The sequence below is a fragment of the Rhodococcus sp. 14-2496-1d genome, assembly GCF_002259365.1.
Taxonomy (GTDB): domain Bacteria; phylum Actinomycetota; class Actinomycetes; order Mycobacteriales; family Mycobacteriaceae; genus Rhodococcoides.
In genome coordinates this window covers 97,188-120,050 of the sequence record NZ_NPFV01000013.1, presented here as the reverse complement: position 1 = coordinate 120,050, position 22,863 = coordinate 97,188, and the positions used below count along the sequence as shown (strand labels likewise).

Genomic DNA, 22,863 nt, shown 5'->3' with positions numbered 1-22,863 from the left:
CGAAACCACCGTGGGCTCGCTGGTCCCCACTGTGTTCGACGCCTATGCGCTCATCGACTATCCCGCTCGTAACGGGAGGCCGAACCCCTTGTCGCCGGCGAAAACCGTTGCAGCCTGGCATGTTCAGCTGGTTTCCATCATCGAGGTACTCGCCCGAACCACGAACACACCGAACGAATGCTGGTTCGCGGTCTGGGAAGGCAACACCGGACTCGACGACATTCGCGAAACGGCACCGACCGCGAATATCGCCGGTTACAACTACTTCCTGGTTCGAGGTCCCGTCTCACGCGCAGCGGACACCCTTGGTGGGTTGTCGCCGAATCTCTGGTGGCCCGCGGACCACGCATGGTGCGTGGCTCAGCACTTCGACTTCCCGTGCGCATATCTCGGAGGCAGCACTGATACCGTTGCGGACCTCCTCGAACTCACCGACGTCGAGTCCCGATCGGTCCGCGTCGACCAGATCATCACCGCGGACCAGCACGACGACCGAGAAACCTCACCCATCGAACGCAACAGTCTCGACGACTGATGCGTCCCATCGAACTCCGAATCCCTTAGGTAACGAACCCCGTTGGTAGTACTCCAACGCGCCGTACGGTGCCACACTGAACACGCCTGGGTGACGAGTCGCGATCCATGCCTCACGTTGCGCGAGAAAGCCGGCGCGATCGACCACTCGAAGGTTGCCCCGCGGGCTCGTCTTGTGGTCCAACCACAGGTATCTGTCCCACACCAAGCAGCCGTGCAACAACACATCACCTATCGGGTCTTCGTCACCCATCATGGCGGTAAAGCCGTCACCGGGGTGAGCGATCCTCTCCGTTCTGCCATCGATATGCACGGCCTCAACCCGAGCCGGCACCTCGGCGCACACCTGCGGGGGAAGTTCCATCTGCTCTGGTGAAGCCCAGTACGTCGTGGGTGAGAACACCGCACCTACGGCTGGTTCGTCAGGCCAGGGTTCCATGTCCTCGAGCATCCACAGTTGCGGCATTCGCCCATGCGCCTCAGGAGAACTGCGCCCTCGGAGCACCCATTCCCGGGTCGATTTGGAACGGTCCGCTCGCAGAGGGCGCTATCGGGAAATCGAAGATCGCCGTGGGGATGTACACGGTGGCACAGGAGTTCGGAATGTCCACCACCCCGGACAGGCGTCCTTCGATCGGAGCCGATCCCAGTAGCAGGTACGCCTGCTCGGGGCTGTAGCCGAACTTGGTGAGGTAGTCGATCGCGTGCATACATGCGTTCTGGTAGGACAGGTCGGAGTCCAGATATTTCTGCTCGCCGTCCACGGTCACCGAAATACCCGAGAAGGCAATCCATTCCGAGTACTGCGGCGCGGTGTTTCCGGGCATGAAGATCGCGTTCTCGCTCACCCCGTAGGTTTCCATACCGCCCTTGATCAGGTCGACGTGCAGGTCCATGAAGCCACCCATCTCGATGGCACCGCAGAACGTGATCTCCCCGTCACCCTGCGAGAAGTGCAGATCACCGAAGGACAACTTCGCGCCCGGCACGAACACCGGATAGAAGACGCGGGTTCCTTTGGTGAGGTTCTTGATGTCCTGATTTCCACCGTTCTCCCGGGGCGGCGCTGTACGTGCGGCTTCACCTGCGACACGGGTGAATTCGTCGCCGCTCAAGGAACCGAGGATTGCACCGTCGAGCTCGGGTGCAAGGGCCAGTGGCGGAACCCGATTGGGATCTGTCGCGATCAACGCACCTTCACGGGCGTTCCACTTCGCCAGCAGGGCAGCCGACGGCGCGGTCCCCATCAGCCCGGGATGGGTGATGCCGGTGTACTTCACGTGCGGCACGTGGCGAGATGTGGTGGTCTGACCGGAAAAGTCCCAGATCGCCTTGTACGCATCGGGGAATCGATCGGTGAGAAATCCGCCTCCGTTCTGCTTGGCGAAGATCCCCGTGTAGCCCCAACCCTGGCCGGCCAGCGGACCCGAATCCTCCTGCGGTATCGGACCCACGTCCAGGATGTCGACGATCAGCAGGTCACCGGGCTCGGCACCCTCGATGTGGAAAGGCCCTGACAGTGTGTGCACGTTGTTGAGCGGCGCATTCAGGATGTCCTCGGCGGAATCGTCGTTGTGGATGGCCCCGTCGAACCACTCGCGACAGTGGGCACGAAAGGACGTACCGGGTTTGACTGTGACCGCCGCCGGGATATCGGGATGCCATCGGTTGTGGCCGACGACCTCCTGCTCGGTGAAACTCTTCGTCGAGTCGAGCGGAAACAGCAGTTCGGGCACGAAGCACCTCCGGTTGCGCGGATTCTCCTGCCTCGATCATTGCACCGTCGCGGTCCATCCGGTCGGATATGGCATGTAAACCTTGTATGACGTTGTGCCGGAACGTTGCTGATATCTCGTCTCCGACTACCCTCGGATGCGTGCCCACCTACAGTTTTCGTTGCGCGCGACGATGCGCCCCCGTCGAGCAGAGATTCTCCATGGCGGACGCGCCATCCGAGGTGACGTGCCCGGAGTGCGGCGACGCGGCCGCACGACAGATCTCCTCGCCTGCTCTCGGACGTGGGAACAGCGCTGCGATGAAGGCACACGACGCCTCGCGCGCCACTGCGGATACACCTGCCGTGGTCTCGTCTCTACCTCCGGCCGGCAGATCCGCAACAAGGACCACGTCCAATCCACTGCATCGCCGCCTGCCGCGCCCCTGACGACTCCGCGTTTCCCTTTCGCTACGACAGGGAAGTCCGACGCCATGCCCACGCTTCCAGCTCCCCCGTCGATTGCCGACGGCTCCACCACCGAGGACGTCGTCGACTGGGTCGCCGAGCATCTGGGGGACCTGACTCGCGAGGGTCCGGATGCCATCACGGCCGGCGGCATTCGCGGCGGGCAGTCCGCTGCCGATACCGCGCTGGCCGGACTCGACATCACCGGATACGCGCGCGATCGCAGCACCGTTCTACCGGTGAATCGCCGAGGCGCAAGCCGCATGTCGCCGTACATCCGACACGGGCTGCTGACGCTGCGGGAGGTATGGGACGCGGTCGCCGACGCTCCCCCACGCGACCGTTCCCGCTATCGCGACGAACTGATGTGGCAGGAATACGCGCGTCATCTCTACGCGCGCACCGGATCCGATCTCGGTCGTTCGCTACGCCGTGAGCAGCCGCGACCCCAGGGCTGGACCGCGCAGCCGTGGCCCGAGGAGATGAACTGCATGTCCTCGGTGGTGGGTGAATTGCACCAGGACGGCTGGCTGGTCAACCAAACCCGCATGTGGCTCGCCTCCCAGTGGGCAGTCCGTGCCGGGGCGACGTGGCGCGACGGCGAAGACGAGATGTTCGCCCATCTACTCGACGGCTCCCGCGCAGCCAACCGCCTCGGCTGGCAGTGGACCGTCGGTACCGGAAGCGGCAAGGTCTACGGATTCAGCCGGTGGCAGGTGAACAAGCGAGCACCGTCCCTGTGCCGCAACTGCGCATTGAAAGATGCGTGCCCCATCGAGAATTGGCCCGACGACGAGCTAGGCCCGGCGGTCGACGGTCCCGATCTGAACAAGGCACCGATTCCCGCCGGCCCCGCCCACATGGAAGGCACTGGCGCAGAACAGGTGTGGATAACGGCAGAGTCACTCGGCACCGCAGACCCGGCACTGGCCGCCGACACCGATCGACCCGCGGTGTTCGTCTTCGACGAGCCACTCCTGCGGAAACTCAGGCTCTCCGGCAAGAGGCTGGTCTTTCTCGCCGAGACGCTCGGCGAGATCGCGTCGACCCGCCCGTTGGAGGTACGTCGCGGCAGAGTGTCCGACGAGCTCTCCGGACGCTCCTTGGCTACCACCTGGGCACCCGTTCCCGGCTTCTCCCGCATCGCCGACGCCATAGCCCCGGTCGAGTTGCATCCGTGGCCGTGGCTGTTCCGACCCACCACATCCTCGGTACGGTCGTTCAGCGCGTGGCGACGCAGTCATTGAACGGCGGTCCTCGACCGGAGCTATCTCCGCAGCACCGAAATCCGGCCTTCTTCACTGCTGACCGATACCGACCTCGGAGAACTCGGATCGTCGACGACGTCGATCTCGACATCTCCCTTCTCCGACGTCGCCTCGACGTCGTACAACTCGGCCGGCGGGAGTTCGATCATGCTGTCGCCCTGCATGTTCTGCACACGTAACGAATCCGGCGGCAGCCTGGAATCAACGGCGACCCGACCGAACGTCGTGTCCACCTCCAGTGCCGACACGGCCGCATCGGTGATGTCCACGTCACCGAATCGTGTTGTTATGTTCAGGGTTCCGGCAGATCCCCGAGAGATCACCGAACCCGCCGAGGTGGACACCGATGTCTGCGCGTCGACGTCGACGAGCTCGACATCGGCTGTGGTGCCATCGATATCGAGTGTCAGGCCCGACGGTATCCGTAGTTCGAGACCTATGTCGCAACTGCTGCGCTTCCGGTAGGAGCATTCCACAGCGATGTTCGACCCGTCGTCACTGATGTCGACGGTCGGAGTGTCGCCTCGATAGGAACCGTCGGCCCGCACGTGCACCTCCGAGTCGGGACTCATGGACACCGACACGTGGGCGAAACCGGTCGTGAGCGAGAGATTCTTTCCGGTGATCGCTGCGTCGGTGGCGTAGTCGAACGACTGCATCTTGGGCATGGTGAATCCGTAGGCAATCGTGGCCGTCGTCGCCGCACCCGCCACGCCCACGACAGCTATGGCGACCGACACCGCAACGACGTTGCGCCACAATGACTTCTTCACTGAATCGCTCCCAGATATCGTAGGACGGCCATGACGCGGCGGTGATCGGCACTGTCTCCGAGTAGCCCGAGCTTGGCGAAGATGTTTCCGATGTGCTTCTCCACGGCAGCTTGACCGACCACCAATGCAGCGGCGATTCCGGCGTTCGACTTGCCTTCGGCCATGGCGGTCAACACGTCCCGCTCCCGCGGGGTCAGCGAATCGAGTGGATCCGACCGTGGGGCCCGCGCCAGGATCTGCTGCACCACCTCGGGATCGATGACGGTTCCACCGGTCGCAACGGCCCGCACGGCATCGGCGAACTCGTCCACGTCGGCCACCCGGTCTTTCAGAAGGTATCCGACGCCGTCCGTGCTCTGCCGGATGAGTTCGGCTGCGTACCGTTCCTCCACGTACTGAGAGAGCACGAGAACTCCTACAGCGGGCCACCGTTGGCGAATGACCAGCGCTGCGCGCAGACCTTCGTCCAGGAAGGTCGGCGGCATGCGTACGTCGATCACGCACACGTCGGGAAGCGGATCGGCAGCGGACATGGCCGCGAGCAGTTCCGACGCATCGGACACCTTCCCGATCACGTCTGCTCCGGTATCGATCAGCAGGCGAGCCACACCCTCTCGCAACAGAACCGAATCGTCGGCGATGATCACTCGCACGGGATGCTCACCTCGAGCCGCGTCGGGCCGCCGGACGGCGACGTGATGGACATGGTTCCGTCGATTCCGCTGAGCCTGTCCTCGAGCCCGGCCAGACCGCCCCCCGGTGCCGGATGCGCTCCCCCACAACCGTCGTCGACCACCGTCACTCGCACGGCGGACTCGACTTTCGAGACATCGACTCGGACGTGGGCGGCCTTCGCGTGCTTGCTCACGTTGGTCAGGGCCTCGGAGACGACGAAGTAGACCGTCGACTCGACCGTCGCGTCCGGGCGTCGATCACCGGAGAGGGCGGGGTCGATACGAACAGTGACCGGTACCGCACACAACGCCGCGACGGACGACAGAGCGGCGTCGAGACCGCGGTCGGTCAGAATCGGCGGATGCAGACCGCGCGTGAGGGTGCGGATCTCGCCGATCGCGTTCTTGGCCTCCCGGTGGGCATCGTCGAGCAGTCCTTTCAGTACCGCATCGTCCGTCGCCGAGGCGCGCGACTTCGCCTGCCCCAGTGACATTGCCACCGATACCAAACGCTGCTGGGCCCCGTCGTGCAGATCGCGTTCGATGCGGCGGCGTTCGGCATCGGCAGCGTCGACGACGCGAGCACGACTCACCGTCAATTCGTCGACCCTCCTACTGGATTCGGATCGGCCGAGAAGGGCTGCGGCACTCCACCAGTCGAGCCGCGCCAGAGCTGTGAGCAGCAGTGGAACCCCCGCGACGAAGGTCACCAGCGAGGCGAAGCCGACCAGCGCGACGAACGGATAGCCCACCCGATCTCCGATTTCGAGCTGATTGCCGACCGGGTTCGTCACGATCCAGGCGACCGGTGCCGCCGCCAGAACCGGCAGGACCACGAACAGCGCCGGCAGCAAGAACAGCAGAACGGCCGAGACCGGAATCCGAAGGAGCCAGTAGCAGAACGACTTCCACAATCCGATATCGCGGAGGCACCAGACGAACCTGCGCCAACTGGTCGGGTACACGGTCAGTTCTGGGCCCTCGATGGAAATTCCACCGGTGAAACCGATTCCGGCACGCGCTGCACGGTCCATCCACCGGAGCGCCACTATCGTCAGCGCGAAGACGAGCACACCACTGAGCGCAAACGGCAATGCGCACACCGCCAGTACCAGCAGTCCCAGGATCACCCAGCCGCCGAGCCCGGCGACCGTCGATGCCAGCAGCGACGCCACCGCCAGCCACCAGTTCGGCGAGATCCATGCCCTGAGCGGATTCAGGGGAATCGGTAGTGCCTCGTTCATGCGGATCAGCCTAAGTCGGGTGTCGTCGGCTTGTCGGCACTGTGAACCCACGGCCCGAGGTAGGGCCAGCCCTACCGTCGGTCCGTGGGTCGATCGTGGTGTTTTCCGCGTTCCGGACGACGAGATTCGACAGGTATGAACCTGAACATCCTCGATGTGGACCGGTTGTCGTCCGTGCCCGTGTGGGTCGTCTTTGCCGTCGTCTTCGCACTGCTGGCATTCGAGTCCGCGTCGTTGCTCGGTCTTTTCACACCGGGAAACAGCGTGCCGATCACGCTCGGGGTGCTGACGTCAATCGGTGTGGTGCCGTGGCTGCCTGCCGTCGTCACCGCGGCGGTGGCGTCGAGCATGGGTGCGCAGTGGGCGTTCTGGCACAGTCGCCGCACCGGCACCGTGTTGGGTCTCGGACGAGCGGAGTCGGCGCTGCCTGCCGCGGTGATGAGGGTCGTGCTCGGGCTGACCACACAGGCGCGATCGAGGCCGCGCGCTGTCGCCATCGTCGGACACCTCATCGGGGGTATCCGCACCATCACGCCCCGGCTGGTCGCGACGTCCTCACTGCGGCACCGCGAGTACACGGCGCTCAGCCTGCTGGCCGCAGTCGTGTGGGCGGGTGTACTGGTGTCGGTCGGAGCGTGGCTGGGTGACCGGACGGTCATCAGGACCGCGCTTGGATACGCCTGGATTCCGGCTCTGACCATCATGGCTGCTACCCAGCTCAGGCGTCGAACACGCTCGTCTTCTCCCGAACTTGTCGAAGCCCGGTGATATCAAGGAGGTAGAGAGATACGACAGAAAGGGATTCGCATGTCCGCACGCTTCGATACCTGCAACGGCACACTCGTGATCCACGCGGTCGGCGGTGCGGAGTGCACGGAGCCGGACTGCATGGATCTCGAGTACGTTCGTCACTTCCTGGTGCTCGAATGCGAGGAAGTCACCGGCGGTTGCCAGTGCACCGCCCTCGTGGAGTTCGCTCAGGCGTCCTGACGTCGAACCACCGGCTGCTGCAGTTCGGTCACCCAATTCTCCTGCGGCTGCGGCTCGGACACCAGGTAGAACTCGCGGCAGATGCCGGAGAGTTCGTAGCCGTTCGCCTCGATCCATGTGATGAACTGCTCCCAGGTTTCGCCGATCGTGGCCATCGAACCGTGGTGGACGGTGGTCACCGCGAGCTCGACGGGCGGTAGCTCGCGCACCTCGTAGCCCTCACCGCCCACGACCTGGGGTCCCACCTCGAATGCGGCATGCACGGTGACGCCGCTGCCGTCTCCGTCGTCGACGGCCTCGTACATGGCGATCGACGACGGCCCGAACGTCACGCCGTGCCCGGCGAGTGTCCGGGCGAGCCGGGCGTACATCGGACCGATGATCGGTCCGATGTTCTGTGGGCCGAAGCCAGCGGCGGTCTCGGTGAGAACGGCAATACGGGTGGCCGGCAACGACTTGGTATCCACGGTGATCATCGAAATCCCTTCGGTGTGGGAGAGTCGCGCTTCGATGCGGCGCAGGCGAGCGGCGTCGAGATCGAGCCGACGAGCGACATCATCGCGCTTGGCCGTGAGCATCTCGCGTAGCCGATCGTCATCGACCTGGCCGTGCACGATCTGTGTCACCTCGTCGAGCCTGAACCCGAGGTCCTTGAACATCAGAATGCGTCCCAGAACTTCGAACTGCGAACCGTCGTACGAGCGATACCCCGTGAACGGATCAACCCGCGCCGGCGTCAACAACCCGATCTCGTCGTAATGCCGAAGCATACGAACCGACACCCGGCCGATCGATGCGAACTCTCCAATGCTGAACATGACCCTCCGAGGTTCTCGTCTCACACAGTGTGAGGGTCAAGCGCAGGAAGCCGGAAGCGAACCACCGGGCCGATGCAGTCGACTTGCTCGCCTCCGGCACGCTCCAGAGTCGCTATCGAGGCTGCGTTGCTCACCTCGCAGACTGCCGTTACCCGGGTCATGCCCATGCCCGCCGCGAGCGTCAGCACCTCGCGTACTGCCCACGATGCAACTCCCCGACCTCGTTCGGACGGGCGAACCCCGTAGCCGATGTGCCCGAGTCGGGCGGCGAGTTCGTGGCTGTCGTGTCTGAGCGCGATGCCGCCGAGGACTCGTTCGCCCGCCACGATCCAGCGGTACGTGCACTCCGTATCGTCTCGAAGCCGCTCGATCCAATCCGAAAAGCCCTGTGCGGACGCGACATCATCGTCAGCCGTCAACCCGAAACCGTCCTCGTGAAACCCCGGCCCCCATTCGGCGTACGAATCCCTCCACGCAGCAGCGAGATCACCGGAGGGAACGACGAGGTCCACGGGCAGACGGTAACACCGGCGTCAGACCCGACGCACGGTCGGTGGTGGCGTCGTTACCACCAGCGACAGAACCACCACCGCCGATCCGGCGGCCGTTCATCGAGGGGTGATGGAACCGAGGAACGAGGTGGTCCAGATCGCCGAATTGGCCGATCCTGCAGCATCGTTCGTCGGAACCAGACCGTTGAGCGTCACCTGGCCACCGGTCAGGCCGAGAGCCGGCTGCGGCGGCAAGGTGAAGCCGCAGGACTGCTGCACGGTGCCCGGCTCGATCGGCAGATCCATACGAAGGCACTGCCCGGTGGACGTGGCCGTGAGCGCAGGCGTGACGCCGTAGCTGGTGATGCTCAGCGATGCGCCGAAATCCGGAGTCGACGGGTTCTGATAGCAGATCGATGCGGTGGCGGCCACGTCCGCGGACGGCTCGGTCGATGCCGCGCCAGTGGCGGCGTCCACGGACACGGCGTGGATCTCGGTGGTGCGCACGCCACCCGGACATGCGGGAGTGCTTCCGTTCGAAACCGAGTTCACCTCGCGTCCGACGCTGTACTTCACCGACCCGGTCGGTTGCGGTGTTCCTGCAACGGGTTCCGGCACGGGGGCAGTGCCGTCACCGAGTGTGTAGAGGGTCCACAGCGAGCCGGTGCGACCGTCCGGCAGGCGAAGCGGGTTGACGATGGAGTTGCTGGTCGCGACGCCGTCGACGACCCCGGACTCGTTGGGGTTCACTCGCATCACACAATCGACGGCCGCGCGTCCGGGCGAACCGATCAGGAACTCGAGTCCGCACGGGCCGTACATGGAGAGCGTGCCGAGGCCGGGAGCCGTCAGAGCACCCCACTGATCCAGGAAGGCCTGGCCGTCGAGCAGGGGCCCGTCGCACACGTAGATCGGTCCGACGTTCTGGGCCGTCGGGTTCTGAAGGAAGCCCGTCGACGGATCGTTGGTGAAGGTGTACATCCTCGCGTCGAGTCTTTCGACCACGGTCAGCGAGCGCGGTGAGCCGAAGTAGTCGTTGCACGCAGCGTTGTCCTCGGCGGTGGGGCGCTGACCACTGTCGACGGTACGGAAGACGCTGAAGCTACCCGGCCCGTCGTCGATGGACCCCATGATGGTCGCTGGTGCCGGGCTCGGCCCAGGATCCGCCGAGACCGTGGCGATCGGACACAATGCGACCGCCACTGCAGACACCACGACGCCGCGCAACCACTTCTTCGACACGTGTTCCCCCGGAACATCTGGATCCGCAATCGGTGCAGATCGGACTCACCCCGCCGAGGACAGTAGCGCAACAGGCGTTGAGAAGCGAGAGTTGGAGAGACCACAGCGGCAGCTGAGACTTCGCCGGAAACTTCCGACCCGGCGGTACGACACGGCTATGGTTCGACCTGCGCACTCACCGACCGAGGAGAAACTTCATGAACAAGCGTCTGGCATCGTATTCGGTTGCAGCACTTGCTGTTTCCACATTCTTCGTGGCCCAACCCACCGGTGTGGCGAACGCTGCCCCGTGCTCGGATGTCGACGTGGCCTTCGCCCGTGGAACCGCGGAGTTCCCCGGCCTCGGTATCACCGGCGGGCCGTTCGTCGATCGGCTGAAGTCGGAGTTGTCGGACCGCTCGATCAGTACGTACGCGGTGAACTACGCGGCCGACGTCACACAGGCCAGCGCCGGACCGGGATCTCGGGACCTCGTCGAACACCTCACGTCCGTCGCAGCGTCGTGCCCGTCGACGACGTTCGTGATCGGGGGATACTCACAAGGGGCCACCGTGGTGACCAACGCTGTGGGTCTGCGGACCAGCAGCAACAACACCGGAGCCGTCATCCCGGCGGAGATCGCCGACCGCATCGACGCGGTGGTGGTGTTCGGCAACCCGCTCGGGCTCCGCGGCAGCAAGATCGAGACCGCCAGCGCCACGTACGGCCCGCGCACGCAGAGTTTCTGCACGGTCGGCGACCCGGTGTGCCAGATCGGCAGCTTCGATGTTCTCGCGCATCTTCGGTACGCAATCGACGGATCCACCACCGCCGGTGCCCAATTCGCAGCGGCTCGAGTTCGTAGCTGACCCGATCTCAGCGGCGCAGGTTCAATCCCGTCGTGGTCGAGAAGTAGTGGGCCGCCTCGGCGCGAGGGGCGATGCGGAGGACATCGCCCTGCGACGGGGTGGCGATGTCGGGGATTCGCGCGATGATCTGCGCCCCGACGGTACCGAGGTTCGACGCGTCCTCGACGGTCCGGCCGTAGATGTAGGCGTCCGCGCCGAGTTCCTCGACGACGTCGACGACGATGTCGGTACCGGAATCGGAAAGCGTCCACGCTTCCGGTCGGACGCCCATCGTGACGCGGCTGCCGTCGATTCGATCGGAGATCGTGTGCTCGATGGGCACCGACAGCGATCCGAGCTTCGCGGCACCGGCGACGACGTCCACCTCGAACAGATTCATCGCGGGCGATCCGATGAATCCTGCGACGAATGCGTTGACCGGGCGCTCGTAAAGCTCCTTGGGGCTGGCGCACTGTTGCAGCACACCGGCTTTCATGATGGCGACGCGATCACCCATGGTCATGGCTTCGACCTGATCGTGGGTGACGTACACGGTGGTGGTGCCGAGCCTGCGCTGCAGCAGCGAGATCTGAGTACGGGTCTGCACGCGGAGTTTGGCGTCGAGGTTGGACAGCGGCTCGTCCATGAGGAACACCTGCGGGTTGCGCACGATCGCGCGGCCCATCGCGACTCGCTGCCGCTGACCACCGGAGAGCGCCTTGGGTTTACGGCCCAGATAGTCGGTGAGATCGAGGATCTTCGCAGCCTCCTCGACGCGTCGGCCCACCTCGGACTTGTCCATTCCGGCGATCTGCAGCGCGAAACCCATGTTCTTGGCGACGGTCATGTGCGGGTACAGCGCGTAATTCTGGAACACCATCGCGATGTCGCGCTCCTTGGGCGCGAGTGACGTGACATCCCGGTCTCCGATCTTGATGGCACCGTAGTCGACGTCCTCCAGACCGGCGAGCATCCGCAGCGAAGTGGACTTACCGCAACCGGAAGGCCCGACGAGCACCAGGAATTCGCCGTCCTCGATAGCGAGGTCCAGCGATTCGACTGCCGCGACGTCCGATCCCGGGTAGAGCTTGGTGGCTCCTTCGTACGTGACCTGTGCCATGGGAGTGCTCCTTTGTATGGGTTAGAAGAATCGATGTGCGGAGCCGGCGGGCTCGGCAGTGAGAAAGGTGGGTTCCGGCAGTCCGGATCGTGCTGCACTGGAGGCGATCTCGTTCGCCACGGTCTCGACGAGTTCCGAGGGCACCAGCGCAATGGCCGATCCGCCGAATCCGCCGCCCGTCATCCGAGCGCCGTACGCGCCTGCCCTCAGGGCCGCGTCGACAGCGCTGTCGAGTTCGGGAGAACTGACCTCGTAGTCGTCACGCAACGACCTGTGCGATGCCGTCATCAACTCACCGAGCTCGGCACCTGCTGCACCGCGGTCGAGGAGTTCGGCAGCCTGCTCCACGCGCCCGATTTCACTGATGACGTGGCTGACTCGGGCGATCAACGTCTCGTCGCCGAGTCCCGAGACCGCCCGCTCGAGATCGAGACCTCGTAACGTCGTCACCCCCAACTCGGCGTACGCCGTATCCAGGGCGGCGCGCCGGGCTCCGTACTGACCGTCGACCAGACGGTGCGGGGCGTTGGTGTCGATCACCAGCAAGCGCGTTCCCGACGTGGCCAGATCGAGGGGGATCTGACGCGTCGAACCGTCCAGGCAGTCGAGCAGCAGCGCGTGTCCCACCTCGGCCGACATCGCGATGTTCTGATCCATGCCGCCCGTCGACGCGCCGGCGATCTCGTTCTCGGCGCGAATACTGGCGTCGATCAGCACCTTTCGGTCGAGCCGAAGACCGAACAGATCGTCGAGCGCGAGGGCGAACGAGCATTCCAGCGCCGCCGAGCTCGACAGCCCCGAACCCACCGGCACCGAGGAATGCACGGCCACGTCGACTCCGCCGACTCCATGCTCACCGAGTGCCCAGGACACTCCCGCCACATAAGCCGCCCAACCCGACGGGGTGCCCGGACCGATCTCGTCGAGCTCTCCGGTCCACGACTGCTCGGTGTGCGTCGACACGGCCCGCACGGTCGTGTCCTCGCGGCGACGCACTGCAACCGCGGTGGCATACGGCAGCGCGAAGGGCAACACCAGTCCCCCCGCGTAATCGATGTGTTCGCCGATGAGGTTGACGCGACCCGGAGCGATCCAGACGCCGTCGGGTTCACCGCCAAGTGCACTGCGGAACAGCGCGGCGGCACCGTCGGCGAGATCCTCGTCGGCAATCACGTCGAGCCAGTTCACGCGAGCACCTCGCGCATCCGGTCTGCGATCCGCTCGGGAGTGGTGTCGTTGATCCAGGCTCCCATCGCAGATTCCGATCCGGCGAGGAACTTCATCCGACCGGGTGAGCGCATCATCGAGAACAGTTGCAGATGCAGGCGTCCCAGTTCGCGATCTGCTCCGACAGGGGCCTGGTGCCACGCCGCGATGTACGGCACCTCGTCGACGCCCTCGAAGAACGCGTCGACTCCACGCAACAGATCCCGATAGACCACGGCCAGCTCGTCCCGCTCCGCACCGCTCAACTCGGCGAGATCTGCAACGTCGCGACGCGGAGCGAGATGTACCTCGACCGGCCACCGCGATGCTGCAGGCACGTACGCAACCCAATGCTCGGCATCGACGACGATGCGTCGCCCCGAACGCAGCTCGGCGGCCAGCACATCGGCCAGCAGAACCCGGCCCGTGCTCTCGAAGTGCTTGCGAGACTGACGAATCAGCGCATCGGTGCGCGGCGGCAGGTACGGGTACGCGTAGATCTGACCGTGCGGGTGGGTCAGGGTGACGCCGATCTCCTTACCCCGGTTCTCGAAGCAGAACACCTGCTGGACACCGGGGATCGCGGACAATGCGGTGGTGCGATCGGCCCAGACGTCGATGATGGTGCGGACGCGAGAGAGCTCCAGCGCGACGAAGGATGTATCGGGGTCACTCGCGAAGCAGATCACCTCACACCGCCCGGTGCCGGGAGCCATCGGCCACAGCGCTTCGCCGTCCACCTCGCTCGGAAGTGATTGCTGCGCTGCCGTTTCGGACAGGGACGGGAAGCGGTTCTCGAACACCACCACGTCGTAGTCGGCCGCCGGAATTTCCGTGGCCGGACGGTCCGGTCGGCTCGGTGCCAACGGCGACGCGTCGGCCGGCGGCAGGAACGTGCGGTCCATTCGCTGCGCCGCGATGACGATCCATTCCCCGGTGAGAACGTCGAATCGCATCTGCGACTGGGACATCGACGGTGAGAGGGCTCGGGTATCGACCAGATCGCGGGTGGCTCCACCGGAGAGGTAGGGCTCGGTGTCGTCGTAGTAGATCAGCTCACGGCCGTCGGCCAGAGTGGTCGACGTCTTGCGCATCGAGTGCGTCGGGGCGTCATGCGCGGTCATCGAGTGCTCGTTCCTCGTTCGTGTCGGGGGTGTGCTCTCCGGCGATCACCACGTCGTCGACCGTCTCGGACAACGCCTCGTGAACGCCGGGGTCGAGTCCGGCATCGGTGACGAACACGTCCACGCGCGAGAGCGGGATGGTGTTGGCCAGTGCGCGAACACCCCACTTGGTGTGGTCGGCGAGCACGATGACGCGACGAGACGACGCGACCAGCGCCTGGTTGGTCTGTGCTTCCATGAGATTGGGGCAGGTGAGCCCGGATTCGATGTCCACACCGTGTGTTCCGAGAAACAGCATGTCCATGTGAATACTCTGTAGGGCACTGACCGTGAGCGGTCCGACGAGCGCGTAGGACGGCGTGCGCTGTCCGCCGGTGAGCAACACCGTCTGATCCGACCGCCCACCGGTGTGGAAGACCTCGGCGACAGGCAGCGAATTGGTGACGACGGTGATGTCCGGAACGTCGAGGAGTTCCTGTGCGAGTGCGTGCGTCGTGGTGCCACCGGAGATGCCGATGGAGGTCCCGGGCCGCACGAATCGTGCAGCGGCACGGGCGATTGCCGCCTTGGCATCGCGATCGAGTTCGGACTTGGCCGAGAACCCCGGCTCGAAGACGCTCGCCGATCGCGGCAGCGTCACGCCGCCGTGCACCCGCTCGACCAGACCGCGGGCGACGAGCTCGTTGACGTCGCGTCGAATGGTCATGTCCGACACCGACAGTGCAGCACCGAGATCCGCGACCTTGACCGCACCCTCCGCCGTCACCTGGTCCAGGATCTTCTGCTGACGCTGGTGGGCGAGCATCAGCGGTTCTCGGCGATCACGGCACTGCCGCCTGCGGCCAGGATCAGTTCGCCGTCGATCTGCGCGCCGCCGACCAGATCGGTACCCGAGGCGGGCACGCTGACCTTGTCGGTTCCGTGGTTGAGCACGAAGAGCCAGGACTGCTCCCCTGCCGACCGACGGACGATCTCCACATCCGATCCGAGATCGCGTCGGGTGTCGATTCCGGCTGCGGCGCAGAGCTTGTCGGCGAGCGTGGCCCAGCCTGCCGCGTCGGGCACGGTGGCGGCGTACCAGGCGGCACCGGTGGCGACGGTACGTTTGGTCAGCGCGGGAACGCCGCGCAGATGCCCCCGGGTATGGCGCGCCAGCACATCGACGTCCACGGTCGTGGTGAGGTATTCGCTCCAGATCTCACCGACGGTCTCGTCGTCGAGAGTCAGCGTCTCGCCGTCGGCGAGCGGGAAGAACTCCTCGACTCGGACGCCGAGCAGCTCACGGAATGCGCCCGGGTAGCCGCCGAGTCGCACGTGGTCGTCCTCGTCGGCGATTCCCGAGAATGCGGTGACCAGTACCTGCGCGCCCGCATCGGCCGCGTCGGCAATCCGCGCCGCGGTCTCGTCGCTGCACAGATACAGAGCCGGCACGACGACGATGTCGTAGCCGCCGAGATCCGTGGACGACGGAACGACGTCGCAGGTCACGCCTGCGGAGGTGAAGCCGCGATGTGCCCGTCGGGCAATCTTCATGGGCTGCATCGCCATCGACGGATGGCCCTCCTGCTCGCATGCCCACTGCGATGCCCAGTCGAAGAGCACGGCGACCCGGGCATCGACGGTGCTTCCTGCCACCGGGGCCATACGACGCAGCGCAGCGCCGAGCTCGACGACCTCACGCCAGCGTGCGGAGTCCTCACCGGCATGCGGCACCAGTGCGGAATGGAACTTCTCGGCCCCGGCCTTGGAGGCACGGAACTGGAAGTACGCGATGCCGTCTGCGCCTCGGGCCATGTGCGCCAGGGAGTTTCGCATCATCTCACCGGGCATCTTGGCCCGGTTGATGTGCTGCCAGTTGACCGCGCTGGTGGAATGCTCCATCAACAACCAGGGTCGACGGCCGGCGACGCCGCGGGTGAGGTCGGCGGAGAACGACAGCTTGTGATGCGCTGCCGCGTCGCCGGTCTCGGGGCCGACGAGGTAGTGGTCGGTCGAGACGATGTCCTGCTCGGGGGCCCAGGACGCGTAGTCCATGTTGCCTGCGAGCGCGGGGCCCTGGCCCATGCCGACCATGAAGTTCGTGGTGACCGGGACGTTCGGGGTGATGCGGTTCAGCACGGCCTTCTCGGCGCGGTACTGCTCGAGGAGAGCGTCGGAGCAGAAGCGGCGCCAGTCGAGCTGGTGCGTGGGATTGCCGAACGTGGTGCTCACCGACGGGGGAACGATCTCGTCCCAGTCGCTGTAGCGCTGGCTCCAGAAGTCGGTTCCCCAGGCGGTGTTGAGGGTCTCGAGGTCGATGTACCTGGCGCTGAGCCATTCTCGGAATGCATGGGCACTGTCGTCGGAGTAGCACAGTGCGTTGTGGCAGCCGAGTTCGTTGGAGACGTGCCACATCGCCAGTGCTGGGTGCTCACCGTAGCGATGCGCCATCTTCTCGACCAGCACGAGCGAATGTTCGCGGTACACAACAGAACTGGGGCTCCACGTCTGACGGCTTCCGATGGCGTAGCGGTAGCCGCGCTCGTCCACCGGGCGCATCTGCGGGTAGGCGGTGGCCAACCACGGCGGGGGCGAGGCCGTCGCCGTTGCGAGGTCGACGCGGATGTCGCCCTCGTGCATCAGATCCATGACTCGGTCGAGCCACTCGAAGTCCCACGTCGACGCGGTCGGCTGCAGGCGCGCCCAGGAGAAGACACCGACGGTCACGAAGTCGACGCCGGCCTCGTGCATCAGCTCGACGTCGCGTCGCCAGACGTCCTCGGGCCACTGCTCGGGGTTGTAGTCGCCGCCGAAGGAGATTCCCTGGGTCGGCCAGGTGCTGCGTCGCGCTGTGTCCATGCTCACAATATGAACGAGCAGTTCTCAGATGTCAACATGAATGAACATTTTCTTACTGATGCTGGTGAGCGGGCCTCGAAGAGCTTGACAGACGCCCTCGCGTCGTGCTTCTGTAACCTGCATCACCCCGGATGGTCAGAGAAACGACGCGGAACCTACCGCGAATATGTTCACTTCTGATCGTTATCGATACTTCTCGTCGAAGGACTTCCATGAACCCACACGAGTGGCCGCGCACGTGGCAGCCGTCACGACGCGATTTCCTGCGGTCCGCGCTCGTCGCCGCGGGTGCGATCACCGCCGGTGGCGCGCTGTCGTCGTGCTCGAACAGCGTCGACCCGAACGTCACCACGCTCGGGTCACGCTTGTCCGACCCCAACTCCAAGCTGGGTGTCGAGGACTTCGTTGCGATGTATCGACAGCAGACCGGGCGGCAGCTCGCCGTCAACACCGTCGACTCGACGTCGTTCCAGGAGAACGTCAACAACTACCTCCAGGGCACGCCCGACGACGTCGTCACCTGGATGGGCGGGTATCGGGTGAAGTACTTCGCCGAGAAGGGGTTGGTGGAGGATCTGTCGCCGATCTGGGCGAACCACGGCGGTGGCTTCAACGACAGCTTCCGCGAGAACTCGACCGGTATGGACGGCAAGCAGTACCTGATCCCGTTCTTCTACTACCCGTGGGCGGTGTTCTACCGGCCGAGCCTGTGGGCCGAGCGCGGGTACGAGCCCCCGGCGACCTACGACCAGTGGGTAGCGCTGAGCAAGCAGATGCAGGCCGACGGCCTCACCCCGATCGGCTTCGGGGCCCGCGACGGGTGGCCACCGTTCGGAACGTTCGACTATCTGAATCTGCGGCTCAACGGCGTCGAGTTCCACCGAACCCTGCTCGCCGGAGACGTGAGCTGGACCGACAATCGCGTGCGTTCCGTGTTCGACACCTGGCGTGAACTGCTGCCCTTCCACCAGCCGCAGCCGCTGGGCCGCAAGATCGCCGATGCGCAGATGGCGCTGCTGAACAAGAGCGTCGGGTCGCTCGTCGCCGGCATGTTCGTGGCGCAGAGCTTCCCCGCCGGTGCCGAGCGCGACGATCTGGACTTCTTCACCTTCCCCGAACTCGATTCAGCCGTAGGAACATCCACGGTCGAGGCACCGATGGACGGGTTCATGATGCGCACCGACCCGCGCAACCGGCCCGGAGCCGAGGACTTCCTCACCTACATGACCGGCCCCGACCCTGCCGTCGCATACGCGAAGCAGGATCCGCAGGCCATTCCCGCTCACCGTGACGCCGACCTGTCGAGTTTCCCTGCGCTGGTGCGCAAATCGGCTGATCTGGTGCAGAACGCCGAGGAGATCACCCAGTTCTTCGACCGCGATACCCGTCCCGATTTCGCCTCGATCGTCATGATCCCGGCCCTACAACAGTTCATCGGCAACCCCAACGATGTCGACGGCCTGGTACGCAGTATCGAACGCCAGAAGTCGGCGGTGTTCGGAACATGATCGTGCGCAGTGCGATTCGGACCCCATCATCCACTCTACATCGAGATCAGGTAATGCCATGACCGCACCCGAACGGGTCAAGTCGCCGAAGATTCGGCGCAGTGTTCGCGAGAAGTGGACCATCGCGCTCATGCTCGGAGTCCCCGCGCTGATCGTCATCGGTCTCGTCTGGATTCCGACGATCTTCACGGTGATCCTGTCCTTCGCCCGCTGGGACGGCATCGGCGGCACATCGAGCATCGAATGGATCGGCACTCGGAACTACGTCGATGCCGTCGAGGCCTACCCACCGTTCCAACAGGCCCTGCACAACAACGTGCTCTGGCTGGTGTTCCTGTTCCTCGTCCCCACCGTCATCGGCATCCTGCTGGCGATCCTTCTGGACAAGAACCTCAAAGGGTCTCGGCTCTACCAGAGCATCTTCTACATTCCCGTGGTGCTGTCGATGGCTCTCATCGGCTTCATCTGGCAGCTCATCTACTCCACCGAAGGCGGCGTCCTCAACAGCCTGCTGGGCACCGACGTCGACTGGCTCGGCGACCCGGACATCAACATCTGGGCCGTGATGGTCGCCGCCGGGTGGCGTCACACCGGCTACATCATGCTCTTGTACTTGGCCGGCCTCAAGGCCATCGATCCATCCGTCCGCGAAGCCGCGGTGATGGACGGTGCCGGGCCGATCCGCACGTTCTTCAGCGTCATCTTCCCGCTGATGAAGAACACCAATCTGCTCATCGTCGTCATCACCGTCATCGAGGCACTGCGCGCCTTCGACCTGGTCTGGGTGATCAACAGGGGCAGAAACGGTTTGGAACTGATATCGGCGTTGGTCACCGCCAACGTCGTCGGTGAAGCAGGCCGCATCGGCTTCGGCTCGGCCCTGGCGACCGTCATGCTTCTCATCTCTCTCGTCTTCATCGCCCTGTACCTCGCCATCGTTCTTCGGAGCAAAGACTGATGACCACTTCACTCACCCGCACAGCACCGCCCGAGCGCGATCCGTTGACCCGCAACCGCGCCGCCGTCGCCAACCGTCGGCGCGCCGGCACCGCCCAGATCGCCATCTACGTGCTGTTGACCGTCATGGCGCTCGTCTGGATGTTCCCGCTCGTGTGGGCGGTGTACAACTCGTTCCGCGACTACGACTACGTGTTGCTCAACGGATACCTGTCCGTCGGCGGTTATACGTTCAGCAACTACATCGACTCGTGGCAGATCGGCGGAATCCCGCACTACTTCTTCAACTCGCTGATCATCACCGTGCCGTCGGTACTGCTCATCCTGTTCTTCGGCTCGATGGCGGCATTCATCCTGGCCCGCTTCAGCTGGAAGTTCAACATCTTCATGCTCGCGGTGTTCATCGCAGGCAACCTGCTGCCCCAGCAGACATTGCTCACGCCACTGTTCCGTCTGTACAACGCAATTCCCGTTCCGTACTGGATGAGTTCGTCGGGTTCGCTGTACGACAGCTACTGGGGTCTGATCATCGTGCACGTCGCGTTCCAGACCGGATTCTGCGTGTTCGTGCTGAGCAATTACATGAAAACAGTTCCGCACGAGCTGCTCGAGGCCGCCACCGTCGACGGAGCGAGTCTGTTCCGCCAGTACTGGCAGGTGGTCATGCCGCTGTGCCGTCCCGCGCTGGCTGCACTCGCGACACTGATGGTGACATGGATCTACAACGACTTCTTCTGGGCTCTGGCCCTGATGGTCAGTGGCGACAAGCTCCCGGTGACGACGGCGCTGCAGAATCTGCAGGGTAGCTTCTTCACCGACACCAATCTGCTCGCCGCGGGCTCGGTGCTGGTGGCTCTACCGACAGTGCTCGTATTCGTTGCGCTGCAACGCCATTTCGTATCCGGTCTGACGATGGGTGCCAACAAGTGAGTTTTTCCGTCCTTCGCCGTGACGGTGTCATGGTGATTCTCGGCCCGTCGTCCACCGCCGTTCCGGCCGTGCTGCATTGGGGTACCGATCTGGGCGAGCTGTCCGAGAACGACCTGACCGAGCTGCGCAGGGCCGCGATCCCCGCTGTTCCGCATTCGAGCGTGGATGTGCCCCGGTGGCTCACCCTCGCACCCGGCAGCGACGACGCCTGGCAGGGCACACCGGCTCTGGCATTGCACCGCAATGGGTCGGTGCAGTACCCACGGTGGGGCGACGTCGCTGTTCGCGCCGACGACTTCCGTTGTGAGGTCGAGGCGTCCGACTCCGAGTTGGGAATCGCGTGGTCGATCGAGTTGTCGTTGGAGATCGGTGGCTCACTGCGAGTGCAGCAGAGTGTTCGCAACGTCTCCGGCGGACCCTTGACCGTCGACGGCGTCGTGACGCTGATGCCGTTGCCGGACAGTGCAACCGAACTACTCGACCTGACGGGACGGCACTGCCGCGAACGTACCCCCCAGCGGCGACGGTTCGATCACGGCTCTACCGTGCGCGCCTCACGACGCGGTAGAACCGGGCACGACGCCACCCTGGTTCTCACCGCCGGTAGTGAAGGCTTCGGCTTTCGCACTGGCGAGGTATGGGGTGCACATGTCGCCTGGAGCGGCGATCACCTGCATCTGGCCGAGCGTCTACCCGAGCGGGCCGGCCAGGCCTCAGGAGTGTTGGGTGGCGGAGAGCTGCTGGCACCCGGCGAGGTGATACTCCAGGACGGCGACACCTACACGACACCGTGGGTGCACTTCGCGTATTCCGATGCAGGGCTGGATGGTTCGGCGCAGTCGCTGCACCGATGGATGCGATCCCGATCCGCACATCCCACCTCGCCGCGACCGGTGGTGTTGAACGTGTGGGAAGGGGTCTACTTCGATCACGATCTCACCCGACTCCGCGAGATCGCCGACGTCGCCGCGCACGTAGGCGTCGAACGATTCGTGCTCGACGACGGATGGTTCCGACACCGCCGCGACGATCGAGCCGGCCTCGGCGACTGGCAGGTGGACGAGGGCGTCTGGCCCGACGGACTGGCACCGCTGTTCGATCACGTTCGTGAACTCGGTATGAGTCCAGGACTGTGGTTCGAGCCCGAGATGGTCAACCTGGATTCCGACATCGCTCGGGCGCATCCGGATTGGCTGCTCGCGGCACCCGGGCGACTACCCCTCGAATGGCGTCACCAGCACGTGCTCGATCTGACCCGCCCGGAGGTGTTCGAGTATCTCCTCACTGCCATCGATACCGTGTTGACGAACGAGCGGCCCGACTACGTGAAGTGGGACCACAACCGGGACCTGATGCTGGCGGTCGATTCCGACGGACGCGCTGCGGTGCACGCCCAGACCTCGGCGTTCTATCGGCTGTTGGACGCGTTGCGTTCGCGGCATCCCCACGTCGAATTCGAGTCCTGTGCATCCGGCGGCGCCCGCATCGACCTCGAGGTCCTCGAACACACCGACCGCGTATGGGCGTCGGACACCAACGATCCACTCGAACGTCAAAGGTTGCAGCGGTGGACGACGCAGTTGCTGCCTCCGGAGCTGATCGGCTCGCACGTCGGTCCGCAGATCGCGCACACGTCCGGTCGGTGGTCGACTCTTCAGTTCCGTTGCTTGACATCACTGTTCGGTCACGCCGGATTGGAGATGGACGTCACCGAGCTGGCGGCGGAAGATCACGAGTACCTGCGGTCGTGGACTGCGCTGTACAAGGAATTGCGCGGACTGCTTCACACCGGCAACGTGGTACGCGCCGACCATCCCGACCCGAGTGTCTGGGTGCACGGCGTCGTGGCTGCGGACTGCTCGGAGGCCGCGTACGCAGTGGTGCGAATGGACACCTCGCCCGAGGACCGCACCGATCGGGTTCGGCTTCCGGGCCTCGATCCGGCCGTGCGGTATCGCGTCGAATTCGTTCATGCACTGAGTGATTCCGGCAACGGGATCGAGCTACCACCGTGGATCGCCGACGGCGGAGTGGTCGAGCTGTCGGGTTCGATGCTGGCTCGGGCAGGTGTGGCACTACCGGTGCTGTTCCCGCAGACCGGGGTATTGCTCAGGGTGCAAGCCGTCTGAACTGTGAA

General features: G+C 64.7%; 23 protein-coding genes. 11 read left to right on the top strand and 12 right to left on the bottom strand.

Going from position 1 to position 22,863, the window contains the following annotated elements; genetic code table 11:
* Positions 1 to 10: 10 nt before the first annotated feature.
* A complete protein-coding gene (locus tag CH296_RS10360; protein ID WP_143546345.1) occupies positions 11 to 535 on the top strand; it encodes a hypothetical protein in 525 nt (174 codons plus the stop codon).
* A gap of 213 nt (positions 536 to 748) precedes the next feature.
* The gene (locus CH296_RS28905; RefSeq protein WP_179277689.1) at positions 749 to 910 is read left to right on the top strand and encodes a hypothetical protein; all 162 of its coding nucleotides are present in this window, start codon (positions 749 to 751) and stop codon (positions 908 to 910) included.
* 103 nt (positions 911 to 1,013) lie between these two features.
* On the opposite strand, the gene fmdA is transcribed toward CH296_RS28905, so the two are convergent.
* Positions 1,014 to 2,270: a formamidase gene (gene fmdA, locus CH296_RS10350; protein ID WP_032397096.1), complete on the bottom strand. Its 1,257-nt coding sequence runs from the start codon at positions 2,268 to 2,270 to the stop codon at positions 1,014 to 1,016.
* 68 nt (positions 2,271 to 2,338) lie between these two features.
* Here fmdA and CH296_RS29870 point away from each other — a divergent pair, with 68 nt between their 5' ends.
* The gene (locus tag CH296_RS29870) at positions 2,339 to 2,698 is read left to right on the top strand and encodes an FmdB family zinc ribbon protein (RefSeq protein WP_371828382.1); all 360 of its coding nucleotides are present in this window, start codon (positions 2,339 to 2,341) and stop codon (positions 2,696 to 2,698) included.
* 44 nt (positions 2,699 to 2,742) lie between these two features.
* The gene (locus tag CH296_RS10340) at positions 2,743 to 3,963 is read left to right on the top strand and encodes an FAD-binding domain-containing protein (RefSeq protein WP_094684653.1); all 1,221 of its coding nucleotides are present in this window, start codon (positions 2,743 to 2,745) and stop codon (positions 3,961 to 3,963) included.
* Between the two features lie 20 nt (positions 3,964 to 3,983).
* On the opposite strand, the gene CH296_RS10335 is transcribed toward CH296_RS10340, so the two are convergent.
* The 3 genes from CH296_RS10335 to CH296_RS10325 are packed head-to-tail and all read right to left on the bottom strand — an operon-like array spanning position 3,984 to position 6,675.
* Positions 3,984 to 4,757: a DUF4097 family beta strand repeat-containing protein gene (locus CH296_RS10335; RefSeq protein WP_094684652.1), complete on the bottom strand. Its 774-nt coding sequence runs from the start codon at positions 4,755 to 4,757 to the stop codon at positions 3,984 to 3,986.
* Positions 4,754 to 5,410 (bottom strand): response regulator transcription factor, encoded by a 657-nt coding sequence (locus CH296_RS10330; protein WP_094646326.1) that lies wholly within the window; start codon positions 5,408 to 5,410, stop codon positions 4,754 to 4,756. Before CH296_RS10330 ends, CH296_RS10335 begins: the two co-directional genes overlap by 4 nt.
* On the bottom strand, positions 5,401 to 6,675 hold the full coding sequence (locus CH296_RS10325; RefSeq protein WP_094684651.1) for a histidine kinase: 1,275 nt from the start codon (positions 6,673 to 6,675) through the stop codon (positions 5,401 to 5,403). The genes CH296_RS10330 and CH296_RS10325 overlap by 10 nt, the downstream gene beginning before the upstream one ends.
* 135 nt (positions 6,676 to 6,810) lie before the next feature.
* Here CH296_RS10325 and CH296_RS10320 point away from each other — a divergent pair, with 135 nt between their 5' ends.
* Together CH296_RS10320 and CH296_RS10315 are read left to right on the top strand one after the other, a co-directional pair.
* The gene (locus CH296_RS10320) at positions 6,811 to 7,443 is read left to right on the top strand and encodes a DedA family protein (RefSeq protein WP_094684650.1); all 633 of its coding nucleotides are present in this window, start codon (positions 6,811 to 6,813) and stop codon (positions 7,441 to 7,443) included.
* A gap of 39 nt (positions 7,444 to 7,482) precedes the next feature.
* Positions 7,483 to 7,665: a hypothetical protein gene (locus tag CH296_RS10315; protein WP_179277688.1), complete on the top strand. Its 183-nt coding sequence runs from the start codon at positions 7,483 to 7,485 to the stop codon at positions 7,663 to 7,665.
* On the opposite strand, the gene CH296_RS10310 is transcribed toward CH296_RS10315, so the two are convergent.
* The 3 genes from CH296_RS10310 to CH296_RS10300 all read right to left on the bottom strand — a co-directional run bounded on the left by CH296_RS10310 (position 7,653) and on the right by CH296_RS10300 (position 10,216).
* Positions 7,653 to 8,483: a MerR family transcriptional regulator gene (locus CH296_RS10310; RefSeq protein ID WP_094684648.1), complete on the bottom strand. Its 831-nt coding sequence runs from the start codon at positions 8,481 to 8,483 to the stop codon at positions 7,653 to 7,655. The two genes, CH296_RS10315 and CH296_RS10310, sit on opposite strands and share 13 nt — an antisense overlap.
* Before the next feature lie 20 nt (positions 8,484 to 8,503).
* Positions 8,504 to 8,995, bottom strand: coding sequence for a GNAT family N-acetyltransferase (locus CH296_RS10305; RefSeq protein ID WP_179277687.1), 492 nt, complete (start codon positions 8,993 to 8,995; stop codon positions 8,504 to 8,506).
* A 96-nt stretch (positions 8,996 to 9,091) separates the two neighbouring features.
* Complete coding sequence (locus CH296_RS10300; RefSeq protein ID WP_094684646.1) at positions 9,092 to 10,216, bottom strand: hypothetical protein; 1,125 nt, start codon at positions 10,214 to 10,216, stop codon at positions 9,092 to 9,094.
* 197 nt (positions 10,217 to 10,413) lie between these two features.
* Here CH296_RS10300 and CH296_RS10295 point away from each other — a divergent pair, with 197 nt between their 5' ends.
* A complete protein-coding gene (locus CH296_RS10295; RefSeq protein ID WP_094684645.1) occupies positions 10,414 to 11,064 on the top strand; it encodes a cutinase family protein in 651 nt (216 codons plus the stop codon).
* A 7-nt stretch (positions 11,065 to 11,071) separates the two neighbouring features.
* On the opposite strand, the gene CH296_RS10290 is transcribed toward CH296_RS10295, so the two are convergent.
* From CH296_RS10290 to CH296_RS10270, 5 genes are read right to left on the bottom strand one after another with little or no spacing between them, the layout of a single operon-like run.
* The gene (locus CH296_RS10290; RefSeq protein ID WP_094684644.1) at positions 11,072 to 12,163 is read right to left on the bottom strand and encodes an ABC transporter ATP-binding protein; all 1,092 of its coding nucleotides are present in this window, start codon (positions 12,161 to 12,163) and stop codon (positions 11,072 to 11,074) included.
* Between the two features lie 21 nt (positions 12,164 to 12,184).
* Positions 12,185 to 13,351, bottom strand: a complete 1,167-nt coding sequence (gene galK / locus CH296_RS10285; protein ID WP_094646318.1) for a galactokinase — start codon at positions 13,349 to 13,351, stop codon at positions 12,185 to 12,187.
* On the bottom strand, positions 13,348 to 14,463 hold the full coding sequence (galT, locus tag CH296_RS10280; RefSeq protein ID WP_094646457.1) for a galactose-1-phosphate uridylyltransferase: 1,116 nt from the start codon (positions 14,461 to 14,463) through the stop codon (positions 13,348 to 13,350). The genes galK and galT overlap by 4 nt, the downstream gene beginning before the upstream one ends.
* 16 nt (positions 14,464 to 14,479) lie before the next feature.
* A complete protein-coding gene (locus CH296_RS10275) occupies positions 14,480 to 15,298 on the bottom strand; it encodes a DeoR/GlpR family DNA-binding transcription regulator (protein ID WP_094628900.1) in 819 nt (272 codons plus the stop codon).
* Complete coding sequence (locus CH296_RS10270) at positions 15,298 to 17,331, bottom strand: beta-galactosidase (RefSeq protein WP_094684643.1); 2,034 nt, start codon at positions 17,329 to 17,331, stop codon at positions 15,298 to 15,300. Before CH296_RS10270 ends, CH296_RS10275 begins: the two co-directional genes overlap by 1 nt.
* Positions 17,332 to 17,543: 212 nt before the next feature.
* On the opposite strand from CH296_RS10270, the gene CH296_RS10265 reads away from it, so the two are divergent.
* From CH296_RS10265 to CH296_RS10250, 4 genes are read left to right on the top strand one after another with little or no spacing between them, the layout of a single operon-like run.
* Complete coding sequence (locus CH296_RS10265; RefSeq protein ID WP_045197909.1) at positions 17,544 to 18,839, top strand: ABC transporter substrate-binding protein; 1,296 nt, start codon at positions 17,544 to 17,546, stop codon at positions 18,837 to 18,839.
* 58 nt (positions 18,840 to 18,897) lie between these two features.
* Positions 18,898 to 19,797, top strand: coding sequence for a carbohydrate ABC transporter permease (locus CH296_RS10260; protein ID WP_045197906.1), 900 nt, complete (start codon positions 18,898 to 18,900; stop codon positions 19,795 to 19,797).
* Positions 19,797 to 20,726, top strand: coding sequence for a carbohydrate ABC transporter permease (locus CH296_RS10255; RefSeq protein WP_082073862.1), 930 nt, complete (start codon positions 19,797 to 19,799; stop codon positions 20,724 to 20,726). Before CH296_RS10260 ends, CH296_RS10255 begins: the two co-directional genes overlap by 1 nt.
* Positions 20,723 to 22,855 (top strand): alpha-galactosidase, encoded by a 2,133-nt coding sequence (locus CH296_RS10250; RefSeq protein ID WP_256980402.1) that lies wholly within the window; start codon positions 20,723 to 20,725, stop codon positions 22,853 to 22,855. The genes CH296_RS10255 and CH296_RS10250 overlap by 4 nt, the downstream gene beginning before the upstream one ends.
* Positions 22,856 to 22,863 lie beyond the last annotated feature (8 nt).

What these genes read in the sequence shown, in the direction of transcription:
- CH296_RS10340 (WP_094684653.1), top strand. Translation starts at nt 2,743, where the DNA reads ATGCCCACGCTTCCAGCTCCCCCGTCGATTGCCGACGGCTCCACCACC.
- CH296_RS10310 (WP_094684648.1), bottom strand. Translation starts at nt 8,483, where the DNA reads ATGTTCAGCATTGGAGAGTTCGCATCGATCGGCCGGGTGTCGGTTCGT.
- CH296_RS10265 (WP_045197909.1), top strand. Translation starts at nt 17,544, where the DNA reads ATGAACCCACACGAGTGGCCGCGCACGTGGCAGCCGTCACGACGCGAT.
- CH296_RS10270 (WP_094684643.1), bottom strand. Translation starts at nt 17,331, where the DNA reads ATGGACACAGCGCGACGCAGCACCTGGCCGACCCAGGGAATCTCCTTC.
- CH296_RS10315 (WP_179277688.1), top strand. Translation starts at nt 7,483, where the DNA reads ATGTCCGCACGCTTCGATACCTGCAACGGCACACTCGTGATCCACGCG.
- CH296_RS10260 (WP_045197906.1), top strand. Translation starts at nt 18,898, where the DNA reads ATGACCGCACCCGAACGGGTCAAGTCGCCGAAGATTCGGCGCAGTGTT.
- CH296_RS10320 (WP_094684650.1), top strand. Translation starts at nt 6,811, where the DNA reads ATGAACCTGAACATCCTCGATGTGGACCGGTTGTCGTCCGTGCCCGTG.
- galT (WP_094646457.1), bottom strand. Translation starts at nt 14,463, where the DNA reads ATGCGCAAGACGTCGACCACTCTGGCCGACGGCCGTGAGCTGATCTAC.
- CH296_RS10255 (WP_082073862.1), top strand. Translation starts at nt 19,797, where the DNA reads ATGACCACTTCACTCACCCGCACAGCACCGCCCGAGCGCGATCCGTTG.
- CH296_RS29870 (WP_371828382.1), top strand. Translation starts at nt 2,339, where the DNA reads ATGGCATGTAAACCTTGTATGACGTTGTGCCGGAACGTTGCTGATATC.
- CH296_RS10290 (WP_094684644.1), bottom strand. Translation starts at nt 12,163, where the DNA reads ATGGCACAGGTCACGTACGAAGGAGCCACCAAGCTCTACCCGGGATCG.
- CH296_RS10295 (WP_094684645.1), top strand. Translation starts at nt 10,414, where the DNA reads ATGAACAAGCGTCTGGCATCGTATTCGGTTGCAGCACTTGCTGTTTCC.
- CH296_RS10325 (WP_094684651.1), bottom strand. Translation starts at nt 6,675, where the DNA reads ATGAACGAGGCACTACCGATTCCCCTGAATCCGCTCAGGGCATGGATC.
- CH296_RS10275 (WP_094628900.1), bottom strand. Translation starts at nt 15,298, where the DNA reads ATGCTCGCCCACCAGCGTCAGCAGAAGATCCTGGACCAGGTGACGGCG.